This window comes from Kitasatospora sp. Ki12, assembly GCF_054601375.1.
Map to the genome: position 1 here is coordinate 1,951,392 of NZ_BAAIHT010000003.1, position 13,514 is coordinate 1,964,905.

General features: G+C 75.1%; 5 protein-coding genes. All 5 read right to left on the reverse strand.

The window, feature by feature from the left end; all coding sequences use genetic code 11:
- Positions 1-57: 57 nt before the first annotated feature.
- From ACYP53_RS39135 to sbnA, 5 genes are read right to left on the reverse strand one after another with little or no spacing between them, the layout of a single operon-like run.
- Positions 58-1,080 carry an ATP-binding cassette domain-containing protein gene (locus tag ACYP53_RS39135; RefSeq protein WP_459650894.1) on the reverse strand — a complete coding sequence of 341 codons (1,023 nt, stop codon included), beginning with the start codon at positions 1,078-1,080 and terminating at the stop codon, positions 58-60.
- Positions 1,081-1,108: 28 nt separating this feature from the next.
- A complete protein-coding gene (locus tag ACYP53_RS39140) occupies positions 1,109-1,327 on the reverse strand; it encodes an MbtH family protein (RefSeq protein ID WP_189923916.1) in 219 nt (72 codons plus the stop codon).
- 51 nt (positions 1,328-1,378) lie between these two features.
- Positions 1,379-2,128 carry an ABC transporter permease gene (locus tag ACYP53_RS39145; protein WP_229929111.1) on the reverse strand — a complete coding sequence of 250 codons (750 nt, stop codon included), beginning with the start codon at positions 2,126-2,128 and terminating at the stop codon, positions 1,379-1,381.
- Positions 2,129-2,154: 26 nt separating this feature from the next.
- Positions 2,155-12,507: an amino acid adenylation domain-containing protein gene (locus ACYP53_RS39150; RefSeq protein WP_459650895.1), complete on the reverse strand. Its 10,353-nt coding sequence runs from the start codon at positions 12,505-12,507 to the stop codon at positions 2,155-2,157.
- On the reverse strand, positions 12,504-13,487 hold the full coding sequence (gene sbnA / locus ACYP53_RS39155) for a 2,3-diaminopropionate biosynthesis protein SbnA (RefSeq protein ID WP_459650896.1): 984 nt from the start codon (positions 13,485-13,487) through the stop codon (positions 12,504-12,506). Before sbnA ends, ACYP53_RS39150 begins: the two co-directional genes overlap by 4 nt.
- Positions 13,488-13,514 lie beyond the last annotated feature (27 nt).

Sequence of the window (13,514 nt, forward strand, 5' to 3'; positions counted from 1 at the left end):
CCAGGCGGGCCCGGCGGGACCGCTGGAACAGGCCCTGGATCGGGCGGGCGGGCGGGACTAGCCGGCGCCCCCCGCGGCCGGGCCGGCCGGCGCGTCGGCCGGCCCCTCGGTGGGCGGGCCGGCCTGGGCGGCGGCGGTCCGGTCGGCCTGGGCGCCGGTGAGCTGGAGGAAGACGTCGTCCAGGGTCGGCTGGCGCAGGCCGAAGTCGGCGACGGTCACACCCGCGTCCCGCAGCAGGGCGGCCGCCGCGGCGACCACGGCCATGCCGCCGTCCACCGGGAGGGCGATCAGGCCCCGGGTGCGGTCCAGCGCCGGTTCGCCGGTCGACAGCGGCGACAGCGCGCCGAGCGCGGTGGGCAGGTCGGCCGGGTCCGGCACGGTGATCTCCAGCCGCACCTGCCCGACCTTGCCCTTCAGCTGCTCGGGCGCGCCGTCGGCGATCACCTTGCCGCCGGCGACCACCACGATCTGGTCGGCCAGCTGGTCGGCCTCCTCCAGGTACTGGGTGGTCAGCAGCACGGTGACGCCCTGCTCGACCAGACCGCGTACGGCCGCCCAGAGCAGGTTGCGGCTCGCCGGGTCGAGCCCGGTGGTGGGCTCGTCCAGGAAGAGCACCTCGGGCCGGCGCACCAGGCAGCTCGCCAGATCAAGCCGGCGCCGCATGCCGCCCGAGTAGGTGCCGACCGGGCGGTCGGCGGCCTCGGTCAGCCGGTACTCGGCGAGCAGCTCCTCGGCCCTGCGGCGCGCCTCCCGGCGGCCCAGGTGCAGCAGGACGCCGATCAGCACGAGGTTCTGACGTCCGGTCAGCAGTTCGTCCACGGCGGCGTACTGGCCCGCCAGGGCGATCCTGCGGCGGACCTGCTGCGGCTCCCGGGCGACGTCGTGCCCGGCCACCAGGGCGGTGCCGGAGTCCGGGGCGAGCAGGGTGGAGAGGACGCGCACGGTGGTGGTCTTGCCGGCCCCGTTGGGCCCGAGCAGGCCCAGCACGCTGCCGGTGCGCACGGTCAGGTCCAGGCCGTCCAGCGCCCGGGTGGTGCGGTGGAGCTTGCGCAGCCCCACCGCCTCGATCGCGAATTCCATCGGTGTTCCCCCTGCTCGTCCCGGCCGGTCAGCAGCCCGGGCCCGCGGCGGGCTCGCGCAGGCTGCGCGGGCGCAGGTCGGTCCAGTGGCTCTCGACCCAGGTCAGTGCCGCCGCCCGGTCGGTGCTCTCCAGGGCGACCGTCCAGCCCTCCGGGACGGCCGCGAAGGCGGGCCAGAGGCTGTGCTGCTCCTCGCTGTTGCGCAGGACCAGGAAGGAACCGTCCTGGTCGTCGAAGGGATTGCTCATGTCGCACGCTCCACGGGTGGGTTCGGTCGGGGGTTTCGTGTCGGGCGGGGCTCAGACCGCCGTGCGGTAGCGCCGCAGCCCGAAGGAGGCGCTGAGCAGCAGGGTCAGTCCGAGGGTCAGCGCGAGCACCGGGACGGGATGGGCGGACGGGAAGTCCGTCGCTCCCCCGCCGCTGTGCCAGAGCGTGCGGCAGGTCTGGGCGACCACGCTGACCGGGTTCCACTCGGCGACCGGTCGCAGCCAGCCGGGCAGGTTCTGCGGCGCCACGAAGGCGGTGGACAGGAACGGCAGCACGGTGGCCACCAGCGGGGTGATCGAGCTGATCGTCTCCAGACTGCGGGAGACCAGGCCCAGCACCACCCCGACCCAGAGCATCGCGTAGCCGAAGGCGGCCGCCAGCGCGAAGGCGCCGAGCGTCTCGCCGACGCCGCCGTGCGGGCGCCAGCCGAGCAGCACCCCGAAGACGGTCAGCAGCGCGAGGCCGCCGAGGCCGACCAGGAAGTCGGCCGCGGTGTGCCCCAGCAGCACCGCCGAGCGGGCGATCGGCATCGACCGGAAGCGGTCCGCCATGCCGCCGCGCACGTCGGAGGCGACCGCGATCGCGGTGGGGCCGACCCCGGCCAGCCCGGCCTGGACGACCGCGCCGGCGAACACGTACTCCTGGTAGCTCCCGCCGCCGGGCACGGTGGCGGACTTCTGGAACAGGATCCCGAGCACCAGCATCGACAGCAGCGGGTTGAGCGTGATGCCCAGGAACCGGCCCGGGGCCCGCCGCAGGTGCCGCAGCCTCCGCGCGGCCACCGCCGACACCTCCACCGCGAGCCGCCTCACGACGCGCCGCCGGCCCGCAGCGCCGCGGTCAGGTGCGCCCGCTGCAGTTCGGCCGCCACGGCTCCGCCGATCAGGGCCAGCGGGTCCGGGTGCATCATGTAGTCGTGGCTGCACGGGACCTGGTGCACGTCCACGCCGCCCTCGACGTGCGGGCGCCAGCGCCCGGCCTGCTGCTCGACCTGCTCCGGCGAGAGGTTCGCCGAGGCCACGAAGAGCTGCATCCGGCCCTTGAACGGGCGCGGGTCGAAGCCGTTCAGCAGCGAGCCGTTGTTGCGCATCGAGCTCAGCATCGCGAAGATCCGCTCGGTGCCGAGGCGCGCCATCGGGCTGTCACTGCTGCGGAGCACCTCCACCACGTCGTCCGGGGTCAGCTCGCGGCCGGCGAAGGCGGACTTGTCCTGGCCGACGAGTTCGACCACCCAGCCCAGCAGCGACTGGTCGTCGCCCTCCTCCTGCGCCGCGGTACGCGGGTAGGAGTCGAGGTTGGCCAGCAGGCCCACCTCGGCGCCGGCCTCCTGGAGCTGGACGGCGATCTCGTAGGCCAGCGAGCCGCCGAAGGACCAGCCGAGCAGGTGGTACGGGCCCTCCGGCCGCACCCGCCGGACGATCTTCACGTACTCGGCCGCCATCGAGCGCAGATCGGCCGCCAGCGGGGCGAGTTCGGTGATGCTGGGGGCCTGGATCCCGTAGATCGGGTACTCGGCGCCGATGTGCCGGGCCAGCCCCAGGTACGGCAGCGCGAAGCCGACGCCGCTGTGCAGGCAGAACAGCGGGGGCCGGTCGCCGCCGGGCCGCAGGGCGAGCACCGTCGCGAACGGGTCGGCGTTCTCCTGGGCGTCCAGCTGGTGGAAGACCTCGTCGATCACCGATCCCCGGGGCGGGGCCTGCCGGACGGGCTCCGCGCGGCGGTCCAGCTCGGCCGCCAGCAGCTCGGTGGTCTGGTGCGCGAAGACGTCGGCGATGCTGAGCTGCAGCCCGGCCTTCCTGGCCTGGCTGACCACCTGCATCGACCGGATGCTGTCCATCCCGTGCTCGAAGAAGACCTGGTCGACGCCGATCGCCGCCAGCCCGAGCACCTTGGTGACGATCCCGCTCAGCACCTCCTCGGTGCGGGTCCGCGGGGCCAGCGGGCCGCTCGGTGCGGGCAGCGCCGGTGCGCCCTCCACCGGCCGGGGCTCCGCGGACGGCACGGACGGCACCGACGGCACCGACGGCACCGACGACACCGGTGCCGGCGCCGGCATCGACGGCACGGGGATCCGGGAGAGCCGGACCTCCGGGTCCGCCGCGACCGCGCGCAGCACCCGCAGCAGCCGTTCGGTCAGCGCCCGGACGGTGGCCTCGGTGTAGAGGTCGGTCGCGTACTCCAGCAGTCCGCGCAGCGCGGCCGGGCGGCCGTCGACGTGGACCTCGTCGAACTGCAGGCGCAGGTCGAACTTGGTGGTGCCGGTCTCCACCGGCTCCGGCGTGACCCGCAGTCCGGGCAGCGCGGCGGGCGCGTCCGCGTTGTTCTGCAGGACCAGCATCACCTGGAAGAGCGGGTGCCGGCCGAGCGAGCGGGTCGGGTTGACCGCCTCGACGATCTGCTCGAAGGGCAGGTCCTGGTGGGCGTAGCCGGCCAGGTCGGTCTCCCGGACCCGGTCCAGCAGGGTGCGGAAGGCCGGGTCGCCGGAGGTGTCGGTGCGCAGCACCAGGGTGTTGATGAAGGTGCCGACCAGGTCGGTGAGCGCGTCGTCGGTCCGGCCGGCGATGGGGCTGCCGAGCGGGATGTCGGTGCCGGCGCCGAGCCGGGTCAGCAGGGCCGCGAACGCCGCCTGGAGGACCATGAAGACGGTCGCGCCGGACTCCCGGGCGATCTCGGTGAGGCGGGCGTGGAGCTCGGGTTCGACGTCGAAGTCGACGCCGTCGCCCCGGTGGCTGCTCACCGCGGGCCGGGGGAAGTCGGCGGGCAGCTCCAGCTCCTCGGGCAGTCCGGCCAGTTCGGCCCGCCAGTACTCGAGTTGGCGGGACAGCACGCTGTCCGGGTCGCCCTCGGCGCCGAGCACGTCGCGCTGCCAGAGCGAGAAGTCGGAGTACTGCACGGGCAGCGGGGTCCAGTCGGGCCCGCGCCCGGCCGCCCGGGCGGCGTAGGCCACCCCGAGGTCGCGGACCAGCGGGGCGATGGACCAGCCGTCGAAGGCGATGTGGTGGAACACCAGCAGCAGCACGTACTCGTCGCCGCCGAGGCCGAACAGCCTGGTCCGCAGGGCGGGTTCGACCATCAGGTCGAAGCCGGCCCGGGCCTCGGCGGTGAGCGCGGCGGCCAGCTCGGCCTCCGGGATCTGGGTGACGACCAGCACCGGGTCACCCGCGGGGGCGTCCAGGACCCGCTGGTAGGGCACGTCGTCCTGGTGCGGGAAGACCGAGCGCAGCACCTGGTGGCGGGCCACCACGTCGCGCAGCGCGGACTGCAGGGCGTCCGGGTCGAGCCCGCCGCCGATCCGCAGCGCCAGCGGCACGTTGTAGGCGCTCGGGCCGCCCTCCTCCATCCGGTGGACGAACCAGAGCCGGCGCTGGGCGTAGGAGAGCGGGACGATCCCGCCGGCCGCTGCGGCCGCCCGGGCCCGAACCTCCGGCCTGGCCTCGTCCGCGCCGGCCACCCGGGCGGCCAGCGCGGCCACCGTACGGGCCTCGAACAGGGCGCGGATGGGCAGTTCGACGCCCAGCAGGCGGCGGGCCCGGCCGACCACCCGGGTGGCCAGCAGCGAGTGCCCGCCGAGGGCGAAGAAGTCGTCGTCGATGCCCACCCGGGGCAGTTCCAGGACGTCCGCGAAGATGCCGCAGAGGATCTCCTCGGCGAGGGTGCGCGGGGCCCGGCCGGTCGCCTGTCCGGCGAAGTCCGGTGCCGGGAGCGCCTTGCGGTCCACCTTGCCCTGCGGGGTGAGCGGCCAGCGCTCCAGCCGGACGACGGCGGCGGGCACCATGTGCTCGGGCATGACCTCGGCGACGTACCGCCGCAGCTCGCCCTCCAGCGCCCGGCCGGACTCCTCACCGACCACGTAGGCGACCAACTGGCCGCCTCCCGCGCTCTCCTGACGCAGTGTCACCAGGGCGCCGGAGACCGCCGGGTGTCCGGCCAGCACCGCCTCGATCTCGCCGAGCTCGACCCGGAAGCCGCGCAGCTGGACCTGGTCGTCGGCGCGCCCGAGGAAGTCGAGCTGTCCGTCCGGCAGCCAGCGCACCAGGTCGCCGGTGCGGTACATCCGCTCGCCGGCCGGGCCGTGCGGGTCGGCGACGAAGCGCTGGGCGGTCAGGCCGGGCTGGTTGAGGTAGCCCCGGGCCAGTCCGCCGCCGAGGTACAGCTCCCCCGTCACGCCGGCGCCGACCGGGCGCAGCGCGCCGTCCAGCACGTACACCCGGTGCGCGGCGGTCGGGCCGCCGATCGGCGGCCGGCCGTCACCGGCCCGCAGCGGTCCGGCGACCGTGGCGGCGACCACGGCCTCGGTGGGCCCGTAGCCGTTGAACAGCCGTACCCGGCCGGCCAGTCGGGCGACCACCTCGGGCGGGCAGGCCTCGCCCGCCACCGCGACGGTCAGGCCGGCCGGCAGTTCGGCGTCCTCGGGCAGCGCGGCCGCCACCGCGGGGGGCAGCCCGGCCAGGGTGACCCGGGCGGAGGCGAGCAGCTCGGCCAGCGGCTGCCCGGAGCCGCGGCTCTCCTCGTCGGCGATGACCAGGACGCCGCCGTTGAGCAGTGCCAGCCCCAGCTCCCAGACCGAGGCGTCGAAGCTGAGCGAGGCGAACTGGAGGACCCGGACGGACTCGTCGAGGCCGAAGCGGCGCACCAGTGAGGCGATCATCGCGGCGAAGCCGCGGTGGTCCACCATGACGCCCTTGGGGCGACCGGTCGATCCGGAGGTGTAGATGGTGTACGCCAGGTGCCCGGGCCGCAGCGGCGCGGTGCGCTCCCGGTCGGTCACGTCGGTGTCGGGGAGCAGCGCCAGTTCGGCGACGGTCTCCGGCTCCGCGGGCAGCAGCAGCGGCACCCCCTGCACCGGGAGCACGGCGGCCGCCTCGGCGCTGGTCACCAGGACGGCCGGGGCCGCGTCGGCGAGCATGTAGGCGATCCGGTCCGCCGGGTAGTCGGCGTCGATAGGCAGGAAGCCGGCCCCGGCCTTGAGCACCGCGAGGGTGGCGACGACCGCTTCCGGGCCGCGCGGCAGGGCGAGGGCGACGGTCTGCTCGGGGCCGACCCCGCGGTCGATCAGCAGCCGGGCGAGCCGGTTGGCCCGGGCGTTGAGTTCGCCGTAGCCGAGTTCGGTGCCGCGGAACAGCACGGCGGGCGCCTGGGGGCGGTGCGCGGCCCTGGCCTCGAAGAGCTCGGTGACCACGGTGCCCGGGTCGGCGGTGACGGTGCCGCCCCAGCCGCGCAGGATCGTCGACCGCTCCTCCTCGGTCAGCGCCGAGAGTTCGGCCGTCCTGACGCCCGGCCGGGAGACCAGGTCGGACAGCAGCCGCACGAACCGTCCGGTGAGGTCCGAAGCGGTCTCCCGCCCGACCGCGGACGGGCTGTACTGGACGTGCAGGCGCAGCGTGCTGCCGGGGTAGACCGAGAGCGCGAACGGGTAGGAGGCGACCACCCTGGCCTCGCCGGCCAGGAAGTCCAGCCCGGGGACGAGGCCGGCCAGGCTGGTGACGTCGGCCATCGGGTAGTTGTTGAAGCTCAGTACGGTGTCGAACAGCTCGCCCGCGCCGACCAGTTGCCGCAGTTCGGCGAGGCCGATCCGCTGGTGGTCGGCGAGCGTGAACTGCTGCTCCTGGAGCTCGCTCAGCAGCGCGGCCACCGAGCCTCCCCGGTCGAGGCGGACCCGGACCGGCAGGGTGTTGAGGAAGGAGCCGACGATCGTCTCCACCCCGGCCAGCTCGGCCGGGCGGCCGGAGCCGACGCTGCCGAAGAGCACGTCGCGCCGGCCGGTGAGCTCGCCGAGCAGGACGGCCCAGGCGCCCTGGACGACGGTGTTGAGGGTCAGTCCGTGGCCGCCGGCCCAGGCGGTGAGCCGGGCGGTGAGCTCCTCGTCGACCTCGGCGAACAGCTCCTGCGGCAGGGCCGGTTCGGCCGCGCCGGCGCCGGGGAACAGCACCGTGCCCTCGCCGACGCCGTCCAGCACGGTCTTCCAGGCGGCGCGGTCGGCCTCGTCGTCGGTGGTCTCCAGCCAGGCCGCGTAGTCGCGGTACGGGGCGACCGGGGCCAGGACCGACGGGTCGGCGCCGTTGGCGTAGAGGGTGAAGAGCTCCTGGGCGAAGATCGCCATCGACCAGCCGTCCACCAGGGCGTGGTGCACGCTCCACAGCAGCCGGTGGCGTCCGGCGCCCAGGCGCAGCACGGTGAAGCGGACCAGCGGGGGGCTGGCCAGGTCGAACCGCCGGGAGAGTTCCTCGTCGGTGAGTTCGGTGAGCCGCTGCTGCTGGGCCGCGCCCGTGAGGCCGGTGAGGTCCTGCTCGGACCAGCCCAGCCGTACGCGCTCCGGCACGACCTGCACCGGTTCGCCGTCGTCGCGGGTGAGGAAGGCGGCCCGCAGGTTGTCGTGGCGGCGCAGCAGTGCCTCGGCGGAGGCGCGCAGCAGGGCCGGGTCGAGCTCGCCGGCCACGTCCACGGCGATCTGCAGGGTGTACGGGTCGACGCCCTCCCGGTCGAACTCGGCCTGGAAGAAGAGGCCCTGCTGCAGCGCGGTCAGCGGCAGCACGTCGGCCAGCGGGCCGGCGGTCCGTTCGAAGGACTCCACCTCGGCCTGGGTCAGGGCGACCAGCGGGAAGTCCGCGGGGGTGCGGCCGCCGGCGCCGGCGGTGCCGGCGTGGGCGACCAGGGCTTCCAGGGCCCGCTGCCAGGTGGCGGCGAGGTCCTCGACCTCGTCGGTGGTGAGCAGTTCCCCGGCCCAGTCCCACTGGACCACCAGGACCGGTCCGTCGGCGCGGTCCTCGGCCACCGCGGACAGTTCGACCACGTGGCGCAGCGGCGTCCGGGGTGCGGCGCCCAGGCCGACGGCCTCGCCGCCGGCCGCCGACAGGCCCGCCGTGCCGGTGAACCGGCCCAGGTAGTTGAAGCCGAACTGCGGGGTGGCGAGCCGGGACAGCACGCCCTGGGTCTGCGGGTTGAGGTGCCGCAGCAGCCCGAAGCCCAGTCCGTGGCCGGGCAGTTCGCGCAGCTGCTGCTTGATCCGCTTGAGCGCGGAGCCGACCGAGCGGCCACCGGACCACAGGTCGGCCCAGTCGGTCTCGCCGGCGTCCAGCCGGGCCGGGTAGACGCTGGTGAGCCAGCCGACGGTGCGGGAGAGGTCGAGTTCGGCGCCGAGCTGTTCGCGGCCGTGGCCCTCGATCTCCACCAGCAGGTCGGGCTGCGGCACGCCGCGGCGGTGGCGCCAGTCGGCCGCGGCCAGGGTGAGGGCGGTCAGCAGCAGGTCGTTGGTCTCGGCGTGGAAGGCGGCCGGCGCGGCGGTCAGCAGCTGCCGGGTCAGCTCGGTGGGCAGTTCGGCCCGCAGGTGGCCGGCGGTGGCACGGACGTCCCGGGCCGGGTCCAGCGGGCGCGCGCCCAGCGGGGCGTCCTCGCCTTCCAGCTGGCGGCGCCAGAAGGGGAGTTCGCGGACCCGGTAGGCGCTCCTGGCCTCCTCGGACAGGGCCCGGCCCCAGTGCCGCAGGGAGGTCGGCACCGGGTCGGGTTCCGGGGTGCGACCGGCCGCCGCGTCCGTCCAGGCCTCGCGCAGGTCGGGCAGCAGGATGCGCCAGGAGACGCCGTCCACGGCGAGGTGGTGGCCGACCAGGATCAGCCGGTCCGGCGCCCCGGCGGCGCCGGTGAGCAGCACCGCGCGCAGCATCACGCCGTCCTCGGGGGCGAGCAGGGCGCGGGCGACGGCGGTGTGTTCGGCGAGCTGTCCGGCGAGCGGGGCCGCGGTGGCCGCGGCGGTCTCCAGCAGCCGTTCGGCCCGGACGGCGCCGGGCGCCAGCACCTCCAGGGTCCACAGCCCCTCGACCGGTACGGCCAGCTTCTGGCGCAGCGCCTGGTGCCGGTCGAGGACCGCCTGCAGGGCGGTGACCAGCTGGGGCTCGCCGATGCCGGCCGGCAGGTCGAGGACCACGTGCTGGCTGTACTCCCGCGCGGGGCTGTCCAGGCTCTCCAGGCTTTCCCGCAACTGGTGGGCGATCGGGAGCAGTTCGAGCTCGCCCGGGCCCTCGTCGACGCCCTGGGCGGCGGTCGGGTCGACGCCCACCGGCTCGGCGACGGCCGCCATGGCCCGGGGGGTGCGGTAGTCGAAGACGTCGCGCGCGGTGACGGCGAGGCCGGCCCGGCGGGCCCGGCTGACGACCTGGATGGAGCTGATGCTGTCGCCACCCAGCGAGAAGAAGCTGTCGTCCACGCCGACCTCGGCCAGGCCGAGGACCTCGGCCAGCACCCCGCAGAGGATCTCCTCGGTGCGGGTGCGGGTCGGCCGGTTGCCTGCGGGTGCGGCGAAGTCCGGTGCGGGCAGCGCCATGCGGTCCACCTTTCCGTGTGCGGTCAAGGGCAGCTCGGGCAGGACCCTCAGGTGCGCCGGGAGCATGTAGTCGGGCAGGACGCCGGCCAGTCGGCGGCGGACCTCGGCGAGGTCGGGGGCGACGGGCCCGTCGGAGACCAGGTAGCCGACGAGCTGCCGGCGGCCCTGCGGGTCGGGGACGGCCACGACGGCGGCCTGCGCCAGCCCGGGCTGGCCGCGCAGGGCGGCCTCGATCTCGCCGAGCTCGATCCGGTGGCCGCGGATCTTCACCTGGTGGTCGCGGCGTTCCAGGAACTCCAGCTGGCCGTCGGGGCGGCGCACCGCGCGGTCGCCGGTGCGGTACATCCGGGTGCCGGGCGGGCCGAACGGGTCGGCGAGGAAGGCGGTGGCGGTGCGGCCCGGGTCGCCGAGGTAGCCGCGGCCGACGCCGGCCCCGGCGGCGTAGAGGTCGCCGGCCACGCCGTCCGGGACGGGGTGCAGTTCGTCGTCCAGCAGGTAGAGCAGGGTGTTGCGCAGCGGGCGGCCGATCGGCGCGCCCGTCCCGGTCAGCTCGGTGCCGGGGGTGATCACCGCGTGCGTCACGTCGTCCGAGCACTCGGTCGGCCCGTAGGCGTTGACCAGCGGGACGGTGGGGAAGGCGGCGGTCCAGCGGGCGGCCAGGTCGGCCGGCAGCACCTCGCCGGTCACCATCAGCAGCCGCAGCCGCGGGAGCCGGGGCGGCTGCCCGGCGGACTGCCAGGCGTCCAGGGCCGCCCGCAGCAGCGAGGGCACCACTTCGAGCACGCTGATCGACTCGGCGGTGGTCAGCGGGAAGAGCAGGTACGGGTCGGCCGCGGTGTCCCGGTCGACGATCCGCACCCGGCCGCCGGCCAGCAGCGGGGCGAGCATCTGCCAGACCGAGATGTCGAAGGTGACGGGGGCGTTCTGCACCACGGCGTCGGCCGCGGTGAGGCCGAGGTCCTCGATCTTGCCCAGCAGGTGGTTGACCATGCCGGCGCGGTGCACCATGGCGCCCTTGGGCGCGCCGGTGGACCCGGAGGTGTAGATGACGTACGCCAGGTGGTCGCCGGAGCCGACCGGCGCGGGCAGCTCCCGGAGCGGGTCCGGGGTGGCGTCCAGCAGCAGCGGTTCGGCGGCGCCGCCCGCGAGTTCGGCCAGTTCGACGGCGCGCGCGTGGTGCGCGGCGTCCGCCAGCACCCAGGCCGCGCCGCTGTCCCGGATCAGCGCGGCCAGCCGGGCCTTCGGCGCCCGGACGTCGAGCGGGACGTACGCCCCGCCGGAGCCGATCACGCCGAGCACCGCGGTGACGAACTCGCGCCCGGGCGCGGCCAGGACGGCCACCAGGCCGGGCACCGGCAGCTGCCGGGAGACGGCGCCCGCGCCGGCGACCAGCTGGGCGTAGGTGAGGCTGCCGGTCGGGTCGGTCACGGCGATCGCGTCCGGCGTGCGTTCGGCCACCTTCCGCACCCGTTCCACCAGGCCTTCGGTGGAGGTCGCCGCCGCGGCCCCGGCGCCCGCGCGCAGCAGGGCGGCCCGGTGCTCGTCGGCGAGCAGGTCCAGCCGGCCGAGCGGGGTGTCGGGCCCCAGGTCCACGAAGCGTTCGACCAGGCGGCGCAGCCGGGCGGCGTGCGCGTCCATCTCCGCCTGGTCGTAGCGGCGGTCGTTGCCGCTGAGGTGGACGGTCATGCCCTGCCCGGCGGCGGCCTCCACCAGGGTGATCTCGAAGTCGTCGATCAGGCCGGTGGAGAGGTTGTTGACGGTCATCTCGCACGGACCGAGCGGGAGCAGGGTCTGCTGCGGCAGGATGTTGACCAGCGGCCCGAAGGGGCGCTTGTCGTCGCTGCGCAGGCCCAGTGCGCGGCGGATCCGGCTGACCCGCAGCCGCTGGTGCTTGATGCCGCGGGTGAACTCGCGCGAGGTCTGCCGGAGCAGTTCGCCGCGGGTGGCGCCGGGGTCGTAGCGCAGCGCCAGCGGCAGGGTGTTGGCCACCATGCCGGGGACGGCCCGCATCGCCGCGCCCACCCGGGCGGTGACCGGGACGGTGAGCAGTACGTCGCGCACGCCGGTCAGCCGCCAGGTGTAGGCGCCGACGGCGGCCATCACCACGGTCGGCCAGGTCACCGAGGCGTCCCGGGCGACCTCGCGCAGCCGGTCCGCGGTCGGCCCGTCCAGTTCGAAGCGGCCGCGCACGAAGCCGGGCCCGGGCTCGGCGTCCCGGACGGCCAGGCTGACCGGTTCGGGGGTGTCGGGGAAGCGGCGCTGCCAGTACTCCTGGTCGCGGGTGACCTGCGCGGATTCCTGGTAGGCCCGTTCGCCGTCCAGCAGGACGCTCAGCGGCGGGAGCGTGCCGGCGGCCGGGTCCTGCCCGGTCAGCAGCGCCCGGTAGATCTCCGACAGCCGCCGCCAGAAGACGACCTGGCTGTAGCCGTCGCAGAGCAGGTGGTGGATGCACATGTAGAACAGGGCCCGGTCGGCGCCCAGGCGCAGCAGCGCCAGCCGGAACAGAGGGCCCTCCTCCGGGTCGAAGGCGGTGTCCAGGTCGGCCCGCATCCAGGCCAGCGCCGCCTGCTCGTCGCCCGGTTCGAGGAGCCGGTACGGCAGGTCGGCGAGCGGCTCGACGACCTGCCGGGGCGCGCCGTCCAGTTCCCGCACCCGGACCCGGGTGCACTCGGCCTCCTCGACCAGCCGCCGGGCGGCGCGCCGGAACAGCTCGGGGTCCAGCGGGCCGCGGATGTCCAGGTAGCCGGCCGTGTTGTAGGCGCTGCCGCCTCCGCTGAGCTTCTCGTCGAACCAGATGTCGGCCTGGCCGGCCGAGAGGGCCAGCCCCGCCGCCGTGGGTACGGTCATGATGCGCTCCTCCTGGTCGCCGGGCTCGCGGCGAGGTCGATCCCGTAGGTCTCGGTGGCCCACTCATCGCTGTAGATGGTGTCCAGGTAGCGGTCGCCCAGGTCCGGGGAGACGGCGACCGCGGTGGCGGTCCGGTCGGGGTCGTTGGCCTCCAGCCAGGCCACCGCGCCGGCCACCACGGTCCCGGTGGATCCGCCGAACACGAATCCCCGGGCGGAGAGCCGGCGGCAGGTGCGCACGGTCTCCGGTTCGGCGATGTGCACGACCTCGTCGACGAAGTCCTCGTCGAGGATCTGCGGCCGGACGCCGGCGCCCAGGCCGGGGATCGACCGGGGCGACGCCGGGGTGCCGAAGGTCACCGACCCGACGCTGTCGATCGCCACCACCTTGACCGAGGGCTTGGCCTGGCGCAGGTAGCGGGCGCAGCCCATCAGCGTCCCGGTGGTGCCGGCGCCGAGGAAGACCACGTCCAGGCCCGGGAAGCTCTTGAGCATCTCCGGTCCGGTGGTCTGGAAGTGGGCCAGCCAGTTGCCCTCGTTGGCGTACTGGTTGAGCCAGATGTGGCCCTCGGGGCCGTCCCGGAGCCGGCGCACCTCGGCCAGCCGGGCGCCCAGCAGGCCCTCCACCGGGTCCGGTTCGGTGACCACGTGCACCTCGGTGCCGAGGGCCCGCATCAGCCGGCGGGCCGCCGCGGTGCAGCGGGAGTCGGTGACGCAGGTGAAGCGGTAGCCGCGGGCGGCGGCGATCAGGCTGATGGCGATGCCCATGTTCCCCGAGGAGCTCTCGACCAGCCGGGCGCCGGGGCGCAGCCGCCCGGCCCGCTCGGCGGTGGCGAGCATTTCGGCGGCCGCCTTGAGTTTGATCGAACCGGCGAAGTTGAATCCCTCGCACTTGAGGTAGATCGGGTGGCCGGACAGCCACTGGAGGTCGACGTAGAGGTCGTCGACGTTGAATTCCTGGGGCGTGTTGATGACTGGCACAGGAGGACTCCCACCCACGGCGCGGCG